The sequence below is a fragment of the Alkalinema pantanalense CENA528 genome (genome assembly GCF_050753345.1).
GTDB lineage: Bacteria > Cyanobacteriota > Cyanobacteriia > Leptolyngbyales > Leptolyngbyaceae > Alkalinema > Alkalinema pantanalense.
On the sequence record NZ_JBLZFX010000022.1, the window covers coordinates 16,968 to 37,994 of the forward strand.

General features: G+C 50.7%; 19 protein-coding genes and 1 tRNA gene. 6 read left to right on the forward strand and 14 right to left on the reverse strand.

Annotated features, from left to right (window positions below; all coding sequences use genetic code 11):
• Positions 1-353 precede the first annotated feature (353 nt).
• Together ACN4EG_RS09475 and ACN4EG_RS09480 are read right to left on the reverse strand one after the other, a co-directional pair.
• A complete protein-coding gene (locus tag ACN4EG_RS09475) occupies positions 354-1,454 on the reverse strand; it encodes a hypothetical protein (RefSeq protein WP_431629104.1) in 1,101 nt (366 codons plus the stop codon).
• Positions 1,455-1,860: 406 nt separating this feature from the next.
• Positions 1,861-1,934, reverse strand: a tRNA-Pro gene (locus tag ACN4EG_RS09480).
• Between the two features lie 193 nt (positions 1,935-2,127).
• On the opposite strand from ACN4EG_RS09480, the gene lipA reads away from it, so the two are divergent.
• Both lipA and ACN4EG_RS09490 read left to right on the forward strand, forming a co-directional pair.
• Complete coding sequence (gene lipA, locus ACN4EG_RS09485) at positions 2,128-3,039, forward strand: lipoyl synthase (protein ID WP_431629143.1); 912 nt, start codon at positions 2,128-2,130, stop codon at positions 3,037-3,039.
• Between the two features lie 32 nt (positions 3,040-3,071).
• Positions 3,072-4,007, forward strand: coding sequence for an NAD(P)H-dependent glycerol-3-phosphate dehydrogenase (locus ACN4EG_RS09490; RefSeq protein WP_431629105.1), 936 nt, complete (start codon positions 3,072-3,074; stop codon positions 4,005-4,007).
• A gap of 14 nt (positions 4,008-4,021) precedes the next feature.
• Here the strand turns inward: ACN4EG_RS09490 and ACN4EG_RS09495 are convergent, their stop codons facing one another.
• Complete coding sequence (locus ACN4EG_RS09495) at positions 4,022-4,561, reverse strand: SH3 domain-containing protein (RefSeq protein ID WP_431629106.1); 540 nt, start codon at positions 4,559-4,561, stop codon at positions 4,022-4,024.
• Positions 4,562-5,169: 608 nt separating this feature from the next.
• On the opposite strand from ACN4EG_RS09495, the gene sigC reads away from it, so the two are divergent.
• Entirely contained in the window at positions 5,170-6,384 is a 1,215-nt protein-coding gene (gene sigC, locus ACN4EG_RS09500; protein ID WP_431629107.1) for an RNA polymerase sigma factor SigC, read from the forward strand.
• Positions 6,385-7,025: 641 nt separating this feature from the next.
• Positions 7,026-7,487 carry a Fur family transcriptional regulator gene (locus ACN4EG_RS09505; RefSeq protein ID WP_431629108.1) on the forward strand — a complete coding sequence of 154 codons (462 nt, stop codon included), beginning with the start codon at positions 7,026-7,028 and terminating at the stop codon, positions 7,485-7,487.
• A gap of 36 nt (positions 7,488-7,523) precedes the next feature.
• Here the strand turns inward: ACN4EG_RS09505 and ACN4EG_RS09510 are convergent, their stop codons facing one another.
• The 10 genes from ACN4EG_RS09510 to ACN4EG_RS09555 form a co-directional block, all read right to left on the reverse strand.
• A complete protein-coding gene (locus ACN4EG_RS09510) occupies positions 7,524-8,846 on the reverse strand; it encodes a peptidoglycan-binding domain-containing protein (protein WP_431629109.1) in 1,323 nt (440 codons plus the stop codon).
• A 168-nt stretch (positions 8,847-9,014) separates the two neighbouring features.
• The gene (locus ACN4EG_RS09515) at positions 9,015-9,488 is read right to left on the reverse strand and encodes an SH3 domain-containing protein (protein ID WP_431629110.1); all 474 of its coding nucleotides are present in this window, start codon (positions 9,486-9,488) and stop codon (positions 9,015-9,017) included.
• A gap of 89 nt (positions 9,489-9,577) precedes the next feature.
• Positions 9,578-11,104, reverse strand: coding sequence for an AAA family ATPase (locus tag ACN4EG_RS09520; RefSeq protein ID WP_431629111.1), 1,527 nt, complete (start codon positions 11,102-11,104; stop codon positions 9,578-9,580).
• Between the two features lie 193 nt (positions 11,105-11,297).
• A complete protein-coding gene (locus tag ACN4EG_RS09525; RefSeq protein ID WP_431629112.1) occupies positions 11,298-11,801 on the reverse strand; it encodes a YceD family protein in 504 nt (167 codons plus the stop codon).
• A gap of 138 nt (positions 11,802-11,939) precedes the next feature.
• The gene (locus tag ACN4EG_RS09530; RefSeq protein WP_431629113.1) at positions 11,940-12,443 is read right to left on the reverse strand and encodes a Jag family protein; all 504 of its coding nucleotides are present in this window, start codon (positions 12,441-12,443) and stop codon (positions 11,940-11,942) included.
• A 3-nt stretch (positions 12,444-12,446) separates the two neighbouring features.
• Positions 12,447-13,595, reverse strand: coding sequence for a membrane protein insertase YidC (yidC, locus tag ACN4EG_RS09535; RefSeq protein WP_431629114.1), 1,149 nt, complete (start codon positions 13,593-13,595; stop codon positions 12,447-12,449).
• A 135-nt stretch (positions 13,596-13,730) separates the two neighbouring features.
• Entirely contained in the window at positions 13,731-14,129 is a 399-nt protein-coding gene (locus ACN4EG_RS09540; RefSeq protein WP_431629115.1) for a PH domain-containing protein, read from the reverse strand.
• Positions 14,119-14,502: a ribonuclease P protein component gene (gene rnpA / locus ACN4EG_RS09545; RefSeq protein ID WP_431629116.1), complete on the reverse strand. Its 384-nt coding sequence runs from the start codon at positions 14,500-14,502 to the stop codon at positions 14,119-14,121. Before rnpA ends, ACN4EG_RS09540 begins: the two co-directional genes overlap by 11 nt.
• Before the next feature lie 55 nt (positions 14,503-14,557).
• On the reverse strand, positions 14,558-14,695 hold the full coding sequence (rpmH, locus tag ACN4EG_RS09550; RefSeq protein WP_190571896.1) for a 50S ribosomal protein L34: 138 nt from the start codon (positions 14,693-14,695) through the stop codon (positions 14,558-14,560).
• 76 nt (positions 14,696-14,771) lie between these two features.
• Positions 14,772-15,296: a DUF2808 domain-containing protein gene (locus ACN4EG_RS09555; protein WP_431629117.1), complete on the reverse strand. Its 525-nt coding sequence runs from the start codon at positions 15,294-15,296 to the stop codon at positions 14,772-14,774.
• A 572-nt stretch (positions 15,297-15,868) separates the two neighbouring features.
• Here ACN4EG_RS09555 and pntA point away from each other — a divergent pair.
• Together pntA and pntB are read left to right on the forward strand one after the other, a co-directional pair.
• Positions 15,869-17,467 (forward strand): Re/Si-specific NAD(P)(+) transhydrogenase subunit alpha, encoded by a 1,599-nt coding sequence (gene pntA / locus ACN4EG_RS09560; protein WP_431629118.1) that lies wholly within the window; start codon positions 15,869-15,871, stop codon positions 17,465-17,467.
• Between the two features lie 12 nt (positions 17,468-17,479).
• Entirely contained in the window at positions 17,480-18,886 is a 1,407-nt protein-coding gene (gene pntB, locus ACN4EG_RS09565) for a Re/Si-specific NAD(P)(+) transhydrogenase subunit beta (RefSeq protein WP_431629119.1), read from the forward strand.
• Positions 18,887-19,122: 236 nt separating this feature from the next.
• Here pntB and ACN4EG_RS09570 read toward each other — a convergent pair whose 3' ends face one another.
• Positions 19,123-20,979 carry a glycosyltransferase family 39 protein gene (locus tag ACN4EG_RS09570; protein ID WP_431629120.1) on the reverse strand — a complete coding sequence of 619 codons (1,857 nt, stop codon included), beginning with the start codon at positions 20,977-20,979 and terminating at the stop codon, positions 19,123-19,125.
• Between the last annotated feature and the right edge of the window lie 48 nt (positions 20,980-21,027).

A 21,027-nucleotide genomic window follows, 5' to 3' on the forward strand; every position in this document is an offset into this window, starting at 1 on the left:
GCAAGCAATTGCTTGCAATCTGTGACTCTAAGAAGACTCAATTGCGTTGATTTGCGTAAATATAATGAAGTAAATCAAAACCCATCCGGGTTATTTGGGAGAAATTTTTGCAAGCAATTGCTTGCAATCTGTGACTCTAAGAAGACTCAATTGCGTTGATTTGCGTAAATATACGGTTTTGAAATTTCGATACATCAATCATTGGGCTTCACGATGAATTTTTTAAAAGTATAAAGGTAACGTTTATGCAATAAATGTCTACTTAAATAAATCATTCCAGGTGGAAAGGATGGGTAAGAAATTGGCATGGGGTGGCTTATCCAGCCAGAGAAATTGAATACTAGTTGTCATGCTTAGAATTTGACCCTTAATTGCCCACTGACTGATTGATTCTGGAAAGGATTACTGTCGGGGCTGCGATTTTGGACATTGCTCAAGGTGTAACCCAAATCCGCCTCAATGGTTGGGCTCAAAATCGCTGTACAACGAGCTTCATAGGTATTGGCATTGGAAAAACTGCCCTGGAGTCGTTGTTCCCCTATGGTAGTTGAGAGTCGGCAGCGCAGGAAGTCAAAGGGTTTTCCTTCCCAGGTCAGTTCTCCGTTGTAGACCAGGAAATCGGGGGGTGAAAAGTATCCACTGGTTGCGGCAACGTCTTGATTAAAGTTCCAGAGAAAGACATTGGCCGCGATCGAAAATTGACCAATCTTGTGTTCCAAACGACCAATTAACTGATGGTCGATGTTGCCATCGCTGTATTGACCAAAGCGATACATTCCAAAGAACTGGGTATCTTTTTCAATCTGCCAAAATAGGGCAGGACTCAGATGGAATGCTGAAATTTGATTGTCTAATGTTGTGGCATTGAACTTATGAGGCCCATAGCTAACCAGTCCCGACAAAGTTGCGTTTGGGGAAATGGGGGTTTCCAGTTTGAGCCGTAAATTTGGTGCGATCGGTAATCGGTTAAAAAAATCTAAGCCAACTTCAGGACGAATTTTGACGGAGTTAATGCGAGTCTCCCAGCCAACCCTCAAGGGAATATTGATGAGGGTGTCCTTCTCTGATTGGTTGAACAGGTTAACCCCTGTCGTAAAGTTCAGCAGATCTCCATTGGGCAGTTTGAACTGCGGGGTGGTTTCCAAAAACAGGCTTTCTTGCCCAAAATTATCCCGATCGCGACGAAAGTTGGTTGTTAAACTTTCTGGTACGATTTGGGCTCTGTGGAGAGAACTCGGCTGAGATTCTGAAGTTGCAGGACGATTCTGCGAAGCTGATGCAGCAGAAGGGACATCTTTGGAATGGGTTCCTGGCTGGGGAGAACTAGAAGTCTTGGGAAGCGCAAAATTATTTTTAGGAGAAGCTGTTGGGGAAGGCAGTTTGGGAAGAGGCCGTTGCAACTGTGGATTAAAGTTATCTGCACTAGCGACGATAACTTCACTGGGATAGTGCATCGGTTTAAACTGCGGTCTCACTTCTCCTACAAGCGTTTCAGGAGGCGCTGTTGATGATTGTCCTAGGCTAGATGGAAGTGATGTGTCTAACCCTAACGAATTCGTCGTTATCAAATTCGTTAACAATACCAGTGAAGCACCATAGGTATTAGAAGCCGAAAACAATATAGTAGTTGCAAGGTTGATTGCGACTACTATTGGAACTGAAGATGACTTCTCCATACTAGAAACAATTGTGGAAATGCACAAACATGACAGTTATACCTGGAATCACCCTTAAGAGTTCCCGAGGTATGCCAGGGATGCGCGAAAGATAGACCAATTCTCCCCAACAAATGCATCCTGAAAAAATTAATGCCATCCCACGGGAATGGCATTCTGTGCGAAACTCACAACTTAATTTAAATCGGGATGACAGGATTTGAACCTGCGACCCCTTCGTCCCGAACGAAGTGCGCTACCAAGCTGCGCTACATCCCGATGTGTCGTTGTGATGCGGCATTAATGCTGACTACAAACACGCGAACTCATATAGGATAGCACAAAATTAGGCGAATCTTGCAGGTATTTTGCAGGGTCGTATCGATCGAGGTGGAGACGCGATCGTCCAAAGCAGGAGCAGGAGGAACTCTCAACTCACTGCTAAGATGGGGAATGCAAAAGCGTTGAGAAAATTGCCGTGGTGGTTAAGCCTGATTGGTTGCGAGTCAAAGCCCCCCAATGGGAGCGGGTGGGCGCAGTCAAAGAAACCCTCCGAGATTTGGGTCTCAATACGGTCTGTGAAGAAGCGTCCTGTCCCAATATTGGTGAGTGTTTCAACCATGGTACAGCCACTTTCTTGATTATGGGGCCTGCTTGCACCCGTGCTTGCCCGTACTGCGATATTGATTTTGAGAAAAAGCCCAAGCCGCTGGATCCGTTAGAACCTTTAAATTTGGCCGAAGCGGTGCGACGGATGCGGTTAAACCATGTCGTGATTACGTCGGTGAATCGCGATGATTTACCCGATGGGGGCGCAGCGCAATTTGTTCGCTGCATTGAGGAAATCCGCAAAGTGTCGCCGGGAACCACGATCGAAGTTCTGATTCCCGATCTGTGTGGTAATTGGGATGCGTTGGCCATGATTCTTGCAGCGGCTCCAGAAGTCCTGAACCACAATACGGAAACGGTACCTCGCCTCTATCGCCGTACCCGCCCGCAGGGTGATTATGCCCGCTCGCTGGAACTGTTGCGCCGTTGTCGCGAAATTGCGCCTTGGGTGTATACCAAATCTGGCATTATGGCGGGTCTGGGCGAAACCGATGAGGAAGTGCGGCAAGTCATGCAGGATCTGCGATCGGTGGATTGCGACATTTTGACGATCGGGCAATACCTCCAGCCCACTCAGAAGCATTTGGGCGTGCAAGCGTTTGTCACGCCGGAGCAATTTGAGGCTTGGCGGTTATACGGTGAATCCTTGGGATTCCTACAAGTCGTGTCGTCGCCGCTGACCCGCAGTTCCTACCACGCTGAGCAAGTTCGGTCACTGATGGAACGCTATTCCCGGAGCCGACCCCAGGGGCAACCTCAGCCAACCCAGTTGTAGCCAAAAGTGATAGACATCTCAGGGATGGGGGCATGGCGTTGAAAATTACGATCGTGGGTGCAGGGGCATGGGGAACCACCTTGGCAACGTTGGCTCGGGAAAACGGCCATGATGTGGTGGTTTGGTCACGGAGTTGTGAGATGAGCTTGCAGGCTGCGATCGCAGGGTCGCAGGTGATTTTGTCAGCGATTTCCATGAAAGGTGTCCGAGCGATCGTGCAGCAATTGGGAGAGATCGGCCTACCCCCAGAAACGATTCTGGTTTCAGCCACCAAAGGACTGGATCCCGATTCTGGAACAGCTACCGCCCTCCCCAAACTACCCTCCCAAATTTGGCAGATGGGCTTTCCTAACAACCCAGTGGTGGTGTTATCAGGGCCGAACCTGTCCAAGGAAATCCAGCAAGGCTTACCTGCCACTACCGTGGTTGCCAGCGATCGACCCGGTGCAGCCACTCAAGTGCAAACCCTATTTTCCTCACCGCGATTTCGCGTTTACACCAACGACGATCCGTTAGGGGTGGAGCTAGGCGGCGCATTGAAAAATGTGATGGCGATCGCGGTGGGCACCTGTGATGGGTTGCATTTAGGCACGAATGCCAAATCGGGATTGATCACACGGGGACTGGCGGAAATGATCCGAATTGGCATCCATTGGGGCGCGAAGGCGGATACGTTCTACGGTCTTGCGGGCCTGGGTGATCTGATGGCGACCTGTAGTAGCTCGCTCAGCCGCAACTATCAAGTGGGCTATGGCTTAGCCCAGGGGCAAACGCTGACCGAAATTTTAGGGAATTTAGAAGGAACCGCCGAAGGGGTCAATACAACCCAAGTTCTGTTACAAGTGGCGCAGCAACAGGGGATTGAACTCCCGATCACGGAACAAGTTTATTTATTGCTACAAGGGCAAAGCACGCCCCAGGATGCGATCTCAGCACTCATGTCGCGGGGCAGTAAACCTGAGCGCTAGCAAATCATGGCTCGTTAGCAGCCTTCTCCCCACACAATCAATAGGTCACCCCGTACCCAACCCTTAGCTCCGGAGGGAAATTCGACATAATGCCAGGTGTAGCCATTGTCGCCTTGCAACTCACGAATGACTTTCACCACATCTCCCGATAGGCCATAGTGCATTACCCGTCCAGCAGTGCTGGGAGCCGATCGAAGATTGATGCGATCGTTGGGGTCACTGCTACTGAGGGCACCGTACTGATCAGCACTGTCAGAAAATTGCACGAAATCACTCCGAACCCATCCTTCTTTCCCAGTGGTCGCAAAACGGAGGTAAAACCACTGCTCTGTCCCTTCGTTGAGCCAACGCTGTCGCAGAACTTCGACGCGATCGCCGAAGTAGCCAGAACCGATAGCCTTGGCGGTGACTGCAGGGCCAGAGCGTAGATTAATTTGGGCATTCGCATCTTGGGCGGTTAATGTGGCGGGTTTCGCCCAACTAGGCAGGGCAACGACAAGAGCGCCTGCGATCGCCACTAGGGGGGGTAAATAAACGGAGCTGAATTGTGTCATGGGTTGTATAGCAAAGATTCTAAAGTTGTTGCGATGGCGAGGAGGATTGTTGGGCAAGTATGGATGAAATCTGTGGCTCCCTCCAACAATCTGCAAAAGACTCAATCACGACACACCCTAGATAACGCTACCTACGGCGTCATATGCACAGTTTCCAGAACCGAGAAAAAGCTTGCAGAAAGACTGGGGCGCAATTAGGTAATGGCTAGCCAACAGATCTGCATAAGTTGTTCTTTTTTCAGGAACCCTGGATATACCTGGTGTAGTCACCACCATCAGTAACGGTACGGACTCTGGGATTATATAGAGCAAATGTTCTAAGTAATCTTCCGGCCTAACTAGGCAATGTTTCGACCTAGGCTGCCTAGATTCAGAAAGTGTCCCGATTCTGGCACGGGTTACTGGAGTGATAGATCAGCGTGCATACTTAAAAAAACTCATTTTTGGCTCATATTGCTAGCAGAAAAATGAATGATCCGCAAGAGGTTGTTTCGATGACCTCGATCGCGGGAATACTAAACCATAAGCCGATCCAAAGCCCTTGTAGAGACGGTCACTGAGTTTTTTCTGCCCCTTTTGCCGCCCTGCGGACTACGAGAACCTCTCCTATGGATGACTTTTCTTTGTTTACTCAGAATTTTGAAACGCCGATTCCTGAGGGTAATTTCGAACCCACAATGGATGATCTCCAGGACATTGACCTTGAAGTTGCTGAAGAATTGAATCTGGGTAAGTCAGCACGACGAACCACCGATCTGGTTCGGATGTACCTGCAGGAAATTGGCCGGGTTCGTCTCTTGGGCCGGGATGAAGAAGTCTCAGAGGCACAAAAGGTGCAGCGCTACATGGTGCTGTTGGAACAGCGGGATGCTGCCGCTGCCGATCACCCCCCGATTCAACGCTATGTCCAACTGATAGAAGCCCGCGATCGCTTAACTTCTATCCTAGGCCACCGGCCTTCCTTGGAGCGTTGGGCGACGGAGGCAGGGGTAACTGTGGCAGATCTTAAGCCGATTTTGGCGGAGGGGAAACAGGCTTGGGCTCAGGTTGTGGGATTGACCTTGGAAGAACTGGAAGCTATGCAGCGGGAAGGTCTTCAGGCTAAGGAACATATGATCAAAGCAAATCTGCGTTTGGTCGTATCCGTTGCGAAGAAGTATCAAAACCGAGGGTTGGAGCTCCTGGATCTCATTCAAGAAGGAACATTAGGGCTGGAGCGGGCAGTCGAAAAGTTCGATCCTACAAAGGGTTATCGGTTTAGCACCTATGCCTACTGGTGGATCCGTCAGGGGATTACTCGGGCGATCGCCACTCAGAGCCGCACCATTCGCCTGCCCGTCCACATCACGGAAAAGCTGAACAAAATCAAAAAGGCGCAACGCAAAATTGCCCAAGAGAAAGGTCGTACTGCGACGATCGAAGATATCGCTAAAGAACTCGAAATGACAGTCCCGCAAGTGCGAGAAGTCTTGCTCAAAGTACCCCGATCGGTTTCGTTGGAAACCAAAGTGGGCAAGGAAAAAGATACCGAATTAGGCGATTTGCTGGAAACGGAAGATCTGTCTCCTGAAGAACTGCTGATGCGGGAATCTCTTCGCCGAGATTTGTTAAATCTGATGTCAGATTTGACGAGTCGAGAGCGGGATGTGATTCAAATGCGCTTTGGTCTAGACAACGGGCAGCCCTACTCCCTGGCGGAAATTGGCCGTGCGTTGGATCTTTCGCGGGAGCGCGTGCGACAAATTGAAGCCAAAGCCTTACAGAAGTTGCGCCAACCCAAGCGCCGCAATCGCGTCCGAGATTACCTCGAAGCTTTAGGGTAAACGGTATTGGGACATTCTGAGGTCGCGGCAGACGGTTCTTACCACCCTTGGCATCCTGATCACGATCGTATTTCCCAACCTGCATTGCCTGGATCCTGAGGGGTTCAGGCTTTTTTATTTTTCCACCAGACGTTTATATTTTATAGCGGTAGTTCAGAGCATAAGGGCCATCATTGAGATATCCGATCTCCCTAAATTTCCGCGTTCTAGCGAAGCCATGCCGACAGACCATAGGCGTCGCAGCCCTGGGAAAAAGGAGACTTTGAAAAATTGAGCTTTATTAAGGGGGCGCGGGGTCAGCGAATCTGTCATCTCAATCAGGCGTCTCAATAAATCGATATCCACTGTCTTGAGCTCATTCGGGATAGCGATTAGGGATTTGCAAAGAAATAATATCCCCTCTTCATTTCCCCTACCCTCCTACTCTCCTACCCTCCTACTCTCCTACCCCTACCCAATTGGGATTTTATTTATGCGCTGTTCCCTTACGTCAGCATCTATCACTCAATACGTTGCTGGAATCAGTGTATATAACGAAGGTTTAAGCGCTCTTGCAGGCAATTCTCAATAGACTCGCTTTCTTGCTACTGAGTTAGAATACAACTATCCTAATTCTCAATAGAGATGAGTTTATTGCAAGTATGAATGCCCCAGCCTACACAGCATCTTCTCTCAAAGCCGAGCTCAATGAGCGCGGCTGGCGAATGACTGCCCAGCGCGAAACAATCTTGCAAGTGTTTCAAAATCTGGAGCGAGGAAAGCACTTGAGTGCTGAAGATCTGTTTCATTTGCTCAAAGGTCAAGGTGAAGCGATTAGCCTTTCAACGGTCTATCGCACTTTGAAGATGATGGCTCGCATGGGCATTTTGCGAGAACTAGAATTGGCGGAAGGGCATAAACACTACGAGCTAAACCAACCCCATCCCCACCATCACCACCACCTCATTTGTGTGCGCTGCAATAAGACGATCGAATTTAAAACTGAGTCTGTGCTGAAAACTGGGATGAAGGTCGCACAAAAAGAGGGCTATCACCTATTGGATTGCCAATTAACAATCCATGCGGTGTGCCCTACTTGCCAACGATCGTTAATCCCCGTATAAATCACGGTTGAATACCGAATTGTTGGGATTTTTAGTTTACTGATAATCAACCCGCGCATCTAAACCGTAGGCCCGCAAAAGTTGGGACTGCCGATCAGCTTCCGATCGTTGGCTAAAGGTGCCTGCTTGGATATAAGCTCCTTTACTATTGGTTGCGATTTGGGAAGCGCTATTCCAAATTTGCCGCACTTGAGACAGGGTGGCACCACTTTGAATAGGGATTACGACTACATAGCGACGCATCTGGTCATTAGAAACCCGGTTATTAGAGGCTTTTATGCCTGATTGTCTATTAACAGGCTTACTTGACAACAATTGGCTAGTTAATGGAGTTTGAGAAGAGGCCGTTGTGAAAGATCCGCTAGAAAAGGGGGACTTAGTTTGACTGTGGGACTGAATAGGTTGAGTCTGTGTTGTGGATTGAGTCGGCTGTGAGGCTATGAGGTTTAAAGCTACAAGGGTTTTCGCATCGGCAATCCCGGTCACGGGCAAACCCTGCGATCGCTGAAAATCAGCGACTGCAGTTTGCGTAATGTTGCCGTAGTACTCAGTGACATTACTTTGAAACCAACCTAAATCCTTTAAGCGTTGCTGGAGTTGCCCAACGTCTGAACTTTGATCGCCTTTGGCAAGGCGGGTTGTTATGCTTGGGGTGGGTGGCGCAACTTCTGGTGCGATTTGGTTAGCTGTGGGTTGCGTAAAGGCTTGTTGATTTATCGCTGAAGTTAAAGCAGCCTGCTCTTTGGAACCCACAATGCCATCGTCGGGCAGATTGCTAGAGCGTTGTAATTGCTGCACTGCTGCTTGGGTCTTGGGGCCAAAGATACCGTCGATGTTGCTGGAATAGTACCCTAACTGAGTCAACTGTTGCTGTAGGGTGGCCACTGCTTCGTTCTGATCCCCAATTTGGAGGCGAGACTCGGGGGTAGCAGCTTTCTGCCTAGAGCTTGTCTGAGGGGTGAGGGAGCTTGCTGCAGTAGACGATGGAGGTTCCGATGCGACTCCACCCAAAACAGCGAGAGTTTGGGCTCCAGCTACACCATCCGGATCTAACCCATATTGCACTTGACAGCGGATCACCCCTGCCTGGGTCAATTCTCCGAAATAGCCTGAAATGGGGCCATCATAGCAATTAGCCGCCGTGAGACGATTTTGCAAATCGGCCACAGCATCCCCTTCATCACCTTTCTGAAGGGCAACCGCTGCATTCCCGATCGCTAAAATCAAAACTCCGATCGCTAAACTCAGCAATCGAGTGTAAGCCAGTCCACTGAGGGAAGACTGCAGTAGTCCGTTAAGAGTTGTGAACAATTCCGCTAGACGATTTCGCAGCAAGGAGATTAATTTTGAAGGGGCCATGGGAATCACTCCAGATCAGTGCGCTAAGAGATAGGCCGTGCGCCAAGAGATCACCGCGTTGGGCGAGACAAGTCAAGGTTCGGATGGATTCTCTTTATGGATTCTCTTTTCGGTATATTAACTGATCCCGTTGGCCGAAAAATTCATGCTTGAGCTGGGTTGCAAGAATTATTGGACTTTTTCGATGTTGCCGCCCTTGACCCAGCCTTCCCGATCGCTGTTCATTAGACGAACCTTTTGCCAATTCCCATCGGGAGAACTTTCTAAAACCACTACTTTCTCATTGAAACCAATCCCGCCTGTAGGCACCCCATCTAAGCTGGCAGATTGCCGTAATACTAAGCCGATCGGCTGAATCACCTTACCCTCAAAGGCTCCTGGAGGGAGTGGTTTATCCGACTTGCTTTCTGGATTACTGGAAGCAGCTTTATTTTTGTCGGAACTTGAAGGATTGCTAGGTTTAGGTTTTGCGATCGCCTTTGCTTGGTTTTTACGGTAGTTGGGATCGTCATTGGGAAAGGTAGGACGGTCTGGCAACTTTGTGAATTGGGTGATTAAATAATTAGCTGAAAAGTAGCCACCTACTGCCAAGATTCCGACAGCAACAAAGATTCCGACAAAGGTTTTTGCAAACCAACGCATACTGCTCCAATCCTGCATTTTAATCTAAGCGTCATCTCAACAAGCTATCAGCATAGACGATCGCCCCGTTCAGTATAGGAGAAGACGGCTCAATCGGGTTGCTGAAGTTGTTGTTGGATCCGATTACTCAAAGCACTATGGCGAGAGGCGAGACGTGCTTTACCTGCAGCGGCCCAATCCTGGAGAAATTGGATTTGCTCCCGCGCGGTTCTGGCGAGGGGCACAATTTGACTAGCAGATTCCAAAATATCATCGGTCGTAAAGTCTCGATTCTGGCTAAATCCTAGGTGCATTGCTTCGATCAGGGTTTGCTCGATTTCTGCACCGGAAAAATCAGGGGTTTCATAGGCTAAGCGATCGAGGTCATACTCTTGCATTTTCTGAGGTCGTAGGCGGGATAAATGGACTTCAAAAATGGCTCGGCGTTCCTCTTGGCTGGGTAGGCCAACAAAGAAAATTTCGTCGAAGCGCCCTTTACGCAACATTTCTGGCGGTAGAGCTTGGATATTGTTGGCCGTCGCGACCACGAAGACGGGAGATGTTTTTTCTGCCATCCAAGTAATAAATGTCCCAAACACGCGGCTACTGGTGCCGGAATCTCCCCGCCCATCGGCTCCAGCAAAGGCTTTATCTACTTCATCAATCCACAGGACACAGGGAGCTAAAGCTTCTGCCAGTTGGATCATCTGGCGGGTGCGGGACTCCGATTCCCCCACTAAGCCGCCGAATAATCGACCCACATCCAGCCGCAGTAACGGAAGTCTCCAGTGGTGGGCGATCGCTTTGGCGGTCAGGGATTTTCCAGTACCTTGAACCCCCACTAGCATCAATCCTTTGGGATGGGGTAAGCCATACTGCCGTGCCCGATCGGAGAACGCTCCACCCCGCCGCAGGAGCCAGTCCTTGAGGTTATCTAGGCCGCCAATATCGGTAATTTTTTCGGTGGCGGGATAGAAATCTAAAATCTGGGTTTGGCGGATGGTTTGCCGTTTTTCCTCCAGGACTAGATCGACATCCTCTGCCTGGAGTTGGCCATTGTGCAACACGATTGCCCGACCTAAAACTCGTCGAATCCGTTCGATCGACAAACCTTGACAGGCTCGCACGAGACTATCCATTAGATCAGGGCTGGGGCTAGCGCCCAAGGGGCTTAGGAGGTGATCGATCGCCGATCTAATTTCTTGGGCATTGGGTAGCGGAAACTCTAGGACAGTGAGCACATCGCTGAGTTCTTCTGGAATTGACAGATTGGACGCCAAGATCACCAGATTTTTCGGCTGTGCTTTCAGTAATCGCGACAGATTGCGGAGCTTGCGGGAGACGGAAATGTCCTCAAGGAAGCGTTGGAAATCCCGAAGAATAAAAATGGCTGGGGCAGAAGCGGGCAATTTTTCGACAAATTCTAAGGCTTGCAGAGGATTGCGCTTGCCAAACCCTGCATCATTGGGGTTTCCCTGGTAGCCATCCACAAAGTCCCAGGTATAGATGGCTCGTCCTTCGCGGAATTTAGCGCAGTCTGCGATCGTGGCTTCGACCCGCTCTTCTTCGCGGGTAGGAATGTAGAGAACGGGATAGCGAGCTCGCAGTAGAAGGTTGAATTCGTCACTAAAACTCATGGCGAAGCAATAAATGGAAGGCTCAATGTTCCATTCTCAAGGGCAGCTTCTGAATTTGGCAACTGAATTCAAGAACTGAATTAACGTAAATTCGAGGCATGCGATCGCGAACGATCGTCGGAGCGGCTGCCCAGCAACGATTCAGGCATTTCTCCCTGCACCCCAATCAGGATTGTAAAACAACTCGACAGGTTTAGTTGGGTAACTGTCCCCGTAGGGCTTCTAGGGCAGACCACCGAGCATCGGGCTGCTCCGTCTGATCGGGACTTAGGGCAATTCCGCCACAATCTGCGCTACACAATTTGCGTTGGGGCAGTTCTAAACAAAGTTGCTCATAGATCCAGGAGCCTACGTCAAATGTGCCGTCCTTCGGCAGGGTTTCTACCATTTCCTCAAGCAGGAGATCCTCATCCCACGGAATCTCTTCGGGATCGATCGAATCCCCATCGGTCAACCAGAGAAACTCCGCTGTTTCAACGGAAATCCGATGGTTGTACTGCTGCAGGCATCGATCGCAACAGAGGGTAATGATGGTGTCCGCTTTAACCGCAGTCTCCAAGAAATTGCCTTTGTGGGTGACTCGGTAAACTCCTTGTACCGGGGTCAAGGTTTCTAAATCTTGGAAAAATTCTTTGAATTCAATGGTTTCTGTCCCATTGGGTAATTTGGTTAAGCGAGGAATGTAAATGGGTTCCATGGGAATCGTCTCCAATGCAGGGGCTCACAACTCTCTCTGCCTACCAGAACTGTTGCGAAAAGCGTTGCGAGGGTAAAACTGAGGTTTAAGAACTGCCTGAGTATTCAGCTGAGGATGAATCAGTATTGAAGAACAGCGTTACTCGCTTTCTGTGGACTTGAGGCGAACCACAAGGCGGCGATCGGGTTCTTGACCACGACTGAAATTTTCTAAATCTTCGTAATGCTTTAATAATCCATGGATTTCTCGACGTTCAGCAGAAGATAGGGACTTAATCTCAAAATCTTGCCCTGTTTCACGAACTGCTGCGACGGCTTCATCCACGATCGCCCGAAGCTGCTGACTGCGCTGTTTCCGATAACCCTCTAGCTCTAAAACATAGGCTCCCTGAGCGTCCTCGGGTTGGCCGATGTTAAGGGTGGCATTGGCTAAATATTGCAGGGAATCTAAAACTTGGCCCCGATCGCCCAAGAGTGCAGCCTTCTGTTCAGGAGAAAGGCTATCTGCGGCGATCGTCAGCCAACAATTGTACTCATCATCGGTGTTTACCATCTCAGAAACGATTCCCGCATTCAAACCAGCTAGCCTGAAAATTTCCGCTAGCCATTTTTGCCCCCGTTCCTGAGATGGATGATTGCCCATGATTTATGCTTTCTTTTTCTTCTGACCTGGTTCAAAGGGAATTGCGCTGACATCCACAGTTGCAGTGGCCGCATTCTGGCCAGAGGCGTCTGCATCTACCAATTTCTGGAGATTTTCCGGCAGAGGTTCCCGAGACAGAATAAAGGTTTGTAGCGTTTGAAAGATGTTAGCAATCAGCATGTACATCAATACCCCAGCGGGCAATGGGAAGAATAAAAACATGCCAGAAAAGAGAACCGGCGTGATCTTATTGACCGTATCCTGCTGTGAGTTTCCCGTTGAGCCTTGTCCCGAAAGAAGTTGGTTAACGTAGAGACTGACTCCAAAGAACAGCACCATGCCCACAATATCCCAGTGGATAGTTCCATCGGGATCCACTGCCCCTACGCGACCTAATGCATCAATAAAAAGGAAGCCTTTGTCAGCAGCCAGTCCAGGAATAAAGGCTTGTACCGTTGCTTCCCCGGGTTGAATTGCTTGAATAGAGCCATCTTCATTAATCACAACCCGTTCGCTACCCGTTAGAACTTTGTAGCGAGGCGTCAGGTTGCTGTCAGGGTATTCTGCGGCTAATGCAGAGAATGGTTTCCCTTCAGGAGTTTGGAACTCGACTTGTAATTTGTCACCCACCCCAATTTTGTTACCTCCTGGAAGAAGGGCTTGCACCGGAGAGTGAAGACCATCAGCGAGGTAAATATTGTGAGTTTCAGTGGCGAAAGCTTGGGGCTGAACCAAAGCAGCCTGCTCTGGGGGGAGAATTTGCAGCTTGATGTTGTAAGGTACGTCCGAGAAGGGTGATCCGCGCAGGGTTGCGAACAGGGCAAACAGCACTGGCATCTGAACCAGCAGGGGGAAACAGCCTGCTAGGGGGTTGCCAAACTCTTTGTAGAGGGCACTAACCTCTTCCTGCTGTTTAACCGGATCGTTCTTATACCGCTCCTGAACTTCCTTCATGCGCTTTTGCATGACGGGCTGGGCAACGCGCATCCGGCGCATGTTTCGGATCGAACCTGCACTGAGCGGGTACAACGCAAAACGCACAACCAAGGTCAGTGCCACGATCGCGAGACCATAGCTAGGCACGATCCCGTAAAAGAAGTCCAGGATCGGCAGCATGACGTTATTTGAAAGAAAACCGATACCGAAATCCATGCGCCTTCGAGTCGATTAAATAGATTGGTGAAATAATAGCTGGCCTTGATACAAGACCCAGTCTTTAGGGGCTTTAACAGACCAAGTTCCAGTGTAGCCTGTCTTGCCACACTGGATAAATGCAGAATTCTGCAACTAGCGACCTGGAGACTTTGCCTGATTTGCCTTGGGGTTTTTAGTGCTGATCCGTTCGTTGATGTAAGCTTCAACCTCGCGGAATTTTGGCACGGCTTTCATTTCTAAGCGACTGCCATCCTTGAGAACCAGAACCATATCTCCCCAAATGCCCAAGCCTCGGGGAACGGAGATCACCCGATCGATCTCAGAATAGACGGCATCTGCCCTATCTTGCCCCCGCCAACCGCCTGTAATGCTGACGCGCCGATCGGTAATTCGGTAGCGTAACCAGAGAGCACGAACGACGGCTCCAATGGTTAGCGGAATGCACACGATCGTGAAGGCAAGTAAAACATTGAGGATCAAATCTCCTCGATGGGGCCCACCTTCGTAATAAACCTCTTCCTTAACTGCCATGCAGTACCTCGGCTTCGAGCAATAACTGCTCTAATTCTTGCAGAAACTTCCAGTAATCACATTCCACCGCTTGGGCGCGGACAACTACCACAAGCTTCCACCCAGGGTTCATCCGAGGTAAAAACTGACGCAAGGCAGCCCTGATCCGACGCTTGATGCGGTTGCGAACCACAGCACGTTTGCTGACTTTTTTGCTAATTGAAATGCCAATCTGAAGCGGCAAGACTGCTGGATCCTCAGCTTCCGGAGATTGTCTGGGCGGTAGCCGAAGTGCAACGAGGTGTAAGCAGCTAGCTCGCCGCCGTTTACCTCGCTGATAAACCCTGTCAAAGTCTTGCCTATGCTTAAGTCGATTGGCCTTAGGCAATGCCAAATTGATAACCTGCCATCGCTGTGCGAGTTACAAAGTGCCGTCTTCAGCTAGATAACTAGGCTGCGGACAGGCGCGCCCGTCCCTTACGACGACGAGCCTTGATGACGCGACGACCATTGTGCGTTCTCATGCGAACACGAAAACCAGAAACCCGTCTTCTTTTACGGCGAGTGCCCTCGAGTGTGCGCTTCATAAAAAGTATCTCCAGTCTGGGTAGGGTGGTCGTAGACCATGGAAAAAGTCACAGTCTACTACTATAGACCCATCCCCTAGCTAATTTCAATGATCCAAGTTCCGATGTCTCGGAGCAAAGGCACATCCCCTGGAGTTTGGATCCGACAGTTGAAGTAGTACATGCCGTTGTTGCGGGGATTTTTCACGTTGGACAGCATGATTTCTACGCTGCTACCAGCGGGAACGGGCTCCTGGGGAAAGAGCTCAATAAAGAAATTCTCTTCATCCCACTTCACTTCTTGCAGGGCGACCTTTTTGCCGTTGACGTATAGTTCAATGTTTTTGGGATCAATTTTGCCATCGAAGTAATCGGGGTAATCAATGACGAACTGAGCCGCTGCCAGTTTCATTTTTTTCTTATCAATTCGTAAACGGTAGCGATCGAAGGCACTGGGATTACCGCCGAAATCGACCCGAGAGTTCAACTGCTTTTCAGCAGGGACGCCACTGAAGATAGTCAAGCCTTGGGAGTGGGTGATTACTGGAAGACTAAAGACAGTCAGGGTCGCGATCGTGCCAGCCAGGGCTGCACGGTGCAGGGACAACTTGGAAAAGCGCATAGGGAATTTACCTAAAACAAAACGGGGAAGGGGCTTCAGTTCTGTCCACCCTCGATCGATCTAGCGGTCGCCTGTCAGCCTAGCTTCAGCCTATCAGCGTTACCAGGGATCCTCGATCGGAGGCTCATTTAAGGGCGAACTGCTAGCAGCAGTGTGATTGAGCTTCTCCATACTGCCATGAAGAATGGAGGGTTTGCAGACCCCCATTACTCTCCTGACGGAGATTGAGCCCATGAAGTTCCAAGCTTCTCTGGGAGAACCAAACCATAGGGCTCAGACGCAAAAATTTATTGATCGCAAATAAATTATCCAATAGGAATATCAACCGTCTTTACTCAACCGTCTTTACTCAACCGTCTTTGACCAGCAAAACCATCGGAATTCCCATAACAAATTCCTGATCTTTACAGTTTGACGAAGTGAGTAATCAGTTCAAAATTGTGTAAACAAATACTTGGATTCTCTACAACAGATTAAGAATCCATCGCAAATCAGGGGATCAACTTACGATCCATTGAGTAATACGAACGCTTCATTTCCATCTACACGTCATGGTGAAGGAAGATTGATACATGGCGATCGCAATTGAGAGAAACACGCTATCACAAGCGTCCCAAGAGCTACTGACCGAAGAAAAACCTCGCTTAAAAATTGGGATCCCCAAGGAAATCCTCGCTGGAGAAGCGCGGGTAGCAGCAACACCAGACACGGTAAAGACGCTGCAAAAATATGGATTTATAGTCCTGATCCAGACGGGTGCGGGAGAGTTAGCTAATTTTTCTGACGAGACTTACCGTCAAATTGGCTGCCAGATTATTGAAACTGCTGAGCAACTCTGGGCGGATGCAGACATTGTCTTAAAGGTGCGCCCCCCCAGCTTGGAGGAAGCCCAATGCCTGCGGGAAGACGGCACCCTCATAAGTTTCATTTGGGCCAAGCAGAATCCTGAGTTAATCGAAGCCCTAGCTCAGCGCCGTGCCACCGTTCTGGCGATGGATGCGGTACCGAGAATCAGCCGCGCCCAAAAGCTAGATGCCCTGAGTTCCATGGCCAATATTGCCGGATATCGGGCAGTGGTAGAAGCGGCTAACCAATTTGGTCGCTTCTTTACCGGGCAAATTACCGCAGCGGGCAAAGTTCCCCCCGCCAAGGTGTTGGTGATTGGGGCAGGGGTGGCAGGATTAGCAGCGATCGGGGCTGCCAAGAACCTCGGGGCAATTGTCCGTGCCTTTGATACACGCCCTGTGGTGAAAGAGCAGGTGGAAAGCCTGGGAGCAGAATTCCTGCAAGTTGAACTGGAGGAAGATGGGTCTGGTCAAGGCGGCTACGCTAAGGAGATGAGTCCTGAATTCATCAAGGCCGAAATGGAACTGTTTGCAGCCCAGGCCAAGGAAGTAGACATCATCATCACAACGGCGCTGATCCCTGGTAGACCCGCTCCTAAGCTCATCCTGCGGGAAGCTGTGGAACTGATGAAGCCGGGATCGGTGATTGTGGATTTGGCGGCGGAGCAGGGCGGCAACTGTGAACTGACCCAGCCAGGGCAAATTCACGAACATAACGGCGTCAAAATCATTGGCTTTACCGATCTGCCCAGCCGCATGGCAGCCCAGGCCAGCCAACTCTACGGCAACAACCTCTGTCATCTGCTGGATGACATGGGCCGCAATGACGGCTACCAAGTGGACTTAGAAGATGAAGTCGTTCGGGGCGCACTGATGCTGTACCAGGGCGATCGGGTGGAACCGTTACCCCCTCGTCCAGTTTCCGTCGCACCCCAACCTGTTACCCCGGCAGCGCCCCCTGCGGAAGTTCCCGCTGCCAAAAAGCTGAATCTATCGGGCCTCTGGTTAGGGATCGGGATTGCGGCCTTGGTGGCGATCGGGTTGACGGCTCCGGCTTCGTTCCTCTCCCACTTCACGGTATTTGTGCTGGCTTGCTTTGTGGGTTGGCAGGTGATCTGGAATGTCAAACCCGCGCTGCATACGCCCTTGATGAGTGTGACCAATGCCATCAGCGGCATCATTATCATCGGGGGCATGGTGCAACTGTCTGGGCAATTTTTGCATCCAACGACGTTGCTAGGTGCGATCGCGATCCTGGTGGGGACGATCAATATTTCCGGGGGCTTCCTAGTCACCCAACGCATGCTGAAGATGTTTCAGAAATAATCGGGGTCGGCTATGTTAGAGAATTTTTCAGGTGAGAATTTTTCCACCGTCGCCTACATTGTGGCAAGTGCGTTATTCATCCTCAGCTTGGGTGGCCTCGCGAACCAAGAAACGGCTAAGCGCGGGAACTGGTTTGGCATTGCGGGAATGGCGATCGCATTTTTGGCGACGATGCTCCAGAGTGATCCCGCTAGCTATGGCGTGTTGCTGACTGTGATTGTGCCGGGGGCGATCGTGGGATCGATCTTGGCGGCGCGGGTGGCCATGACCGAAATGCCGGAACTGGTGGCCATGCTGCATAGTTTTGTCGGCTTGGCGGCGGTACTGGTGGGGGTGGGTAATTTCCTTTACCCCAGTGAATTGACAGGGGTAGAAGCGACGATCCATGAGATCGAAATCTACATTGGCATTTTCATCGGAGCCGTCACCTTTACCGGGTCGATCGTGGCCTTTGGCAAATTGCGCGGTGTGGTCAGTAGCAAACCGTTGATGCTGCCCGCCCGCCATGGCTTGAATCTAGCGATGTTGGCGGCGACGATCGCTTTGGGCTACTGGTTCATGACAGGGGGCGGCTTGAATCCGTTGCTGATTATGGCGGCGATCGCGGGGGTTCTGGGGGTACACCTGGTGATGGCGATCGGGGGCGCTGATATGCCCGTGGTGATCTCGATGCTGAACAGCTATTCCGGCTGGGCGGCGGCGGCGGCAGGTTTCATGCTGTCCAACGACTTGCTGATTATTACGGGAGCGTTGGTGGGTAGCAGTGGCGCGATCCTGAGCTACATCATGTGTCGGGCGATGAATCGATCGTTCATTAGCGTCATTCTGGGGGGCTTTGGAACGGGATCGGGAACTGCTAGTTCAGCAGGGATTCAAGGGGAAGCGACGGAAATTTCCGTGGAAGACACGGTGGAACTGTTGGAGAATGCCAGCAGCGTGATCATTGTGCCGGGGTACGGCATGGCCGTGGCGCAGGCGCAGCACCCCATTGCTGACCTGACTCGCAGTCTGCGCGATCGGGGAGTCAACGTCCGCTTTGGCATTCACCCGGTGGCAGGTCGCTTACCGGGTCATATGAATGTGCTGTTGGCTGAAGCCAATGTGCCCTACGACATTGTGTTGGAGATGGAAGAAATCAACGAAGATTTCCCCGAAACCGATGTGGTGCTGGTGATTGGGGCCAATGATACGGTGAACCCCAGTGCTGAAGAAGATCCCAATAGCCCGATCGCGGGAATGCCTGTCCTGGAAGTCTGGAAGGCGAAAACCGTCGTCGTGATGAAGCGCAGTTTGGCCAGTGGCTATGCAGGGGTCGAAAATCCGTTGTTCTTCAAGGAAAACAGTCGGATGCTGTTTGGAGATGCCCGCAAGGTGGCGGATGCCATTCTGACTCGGATGCGGCAACTGGTCGCAGCGTAACGTTCTACGCTTGAGGGGAAATTCCCCAGTTAGGACAATCTTATTTTTGATCGCCAGCCATCCGATCCCCCTAAATCCCCCTTAAAAAGGGGGACTTTGAGAAAATTTGGTCAAATTCTCTATTTTTAAGGGGAATGGGGATTTACTATAAGTTTGCTGAAATTTGCTGATCAACGCTGGGGATGTGAAAATTCCCAGCGTTTGTGTTGAGGGCTTTTGTGTCAAGATGTGCAGCCTTAGCGAGTCGCTAGATCGCAGCGATAGCCCTGGTAGGGAATGCCGATGCGATCGTAGCGTTGGGGATCCCGTTGGCAGGATTGGGGATTCCTGGCCGAGCCAAGAGCTAGGGTTTCAGGAAAGTCCGATCGGCGGAGACCGGGAGCAATAATCCACAAAATATCTGTAGGGGGCAGTTGGGTGAGGTTTTTCCACAACTGTGGATAACCTTGGGAACTGTTGAGAAATGCGAATTTTCCCGTTAATAGGTTGTCCAATCTCGGGGATCCCCGATCGCTCCCATTAACCCGATTTTGTTCCTGTTCCAGAGCCAAGGCAAAGCTTAACCCCAACGCCATTTCCTGCCAGGTTTGGTAGCCCATCACGACTTGGATCGTTGCTTGTGGGGCATCGGCTTGCATCATCCTTTGCGCAACGAGATTGGGCTGATAGGGTTTTTGAAAGACGCCATTGAAAACCACACAGAGACTGCTGAGGAATCCGACAACCAGCACGATCGCCGCTGGGGATTTCAGCAAACTTCTCCAGCGAGGGCGTGGCGTGGTTGGTGGCAATGGCTCCCGCGATTGACGAGGTAACGATTGCATCGCTAACCCCGCCGCCAGCAATACACAAATCGCTGGGTAATAGATGAAGTTGTAGCGCGGCACATGGGTGAGATCCTTTTGCAGCAAAATCGCGATCGCCCAAAATTCTGCGACCACTGCCGCAATAAATCCTCCCAGCACTAATAAACTGCCCTGTAGCTCAGGAATCTGCCCAATTTTTTGCCAGCCCTGCCACAGTTGCCGAGCCAGCCAGATGCTAAAGGCCACAACCAACAGCACCATGGGAATTTGCCAACTGATTGGGTTGCCCTCCACCGGGGGCGAAATCACCATCAGCGACCACCCGATCGGCAGGTAATAGAGCGGCACGATCACACTCAACAAAGGTGGGATACTATCGTTCAGCCAATCGGTTTCTGGGCGGGTCATGTGGCTGATAAAAGTGGGTAGCCAAGGGCCAATGATCCCCAACAATCCCAAAGATGCAAGGAAGATGCCCTGTGGTTGGGTTCCAGTCACGAAGGTGGGCCAGAAGCTTGAGAATTGGTATTTTTGGGGATAGTTGGTCGATCGTCGTTCTAATTGAGCGCTGATCCACCGTGTGCCTAGCAAAGCAATCCCTTGGGCGATCGTGGCTAGGATGCAGAAATAGTGAATATAAAACCCAACGCCATTTAGTAACACCCAACTAATCCAAGCATTGCGGTTACTGCGGCCCTGTTCAAAATTCTGCTGGATCTGCACCAGCGCTAGCAGCGCTAAGGTAATCACCACCATGGGCAGCGTGTAGTGGCGTGCCTCCTGGGAGAGGTAAACCGCAAAGGGAGAAACCGCCATACAAGCCGCCGCCATCAAGCCTGTCCGGCGGCCAAAGGCACTGCGTCCCAGGCCGTAGACCGCTCCGATCGCCCCAATGCCGAGCAATACAGGCAGCGATCGCAACTCCCACGACAGATTACCCGCCAGCGGTGCTTGCCACGCTTGCAGGAAGGGTTGTAAAACATTCAGCCAGGAATGCAGCCAACAAAAAAATAAGGGTGGATGGACGGATTGGGTGGCAACGGTTTGCGCGATCGCACCGCAGGTGGTTTCGGGTTGCAGGGTAAACAACTGGGCAAGCTGCGTCAGCCCCACGGCTTGGCCCACCGGAACCTCATCATAGGTATGCCCTAGACTGAACAGTGCTGTAATTACCTCATCCATCCACAGGGGTTTACCGTCCAGATTGAGCAGACGCAGTCCCGTTCCCAGGAGCAGCACGATCGCAAGTAACCAAAAGTGAAACCAAGGGATGCGGGAAACGTTCATTGCTCTAAACTAGCCACCAGACCGAAAGAATCTCTCCCTATTGAACCA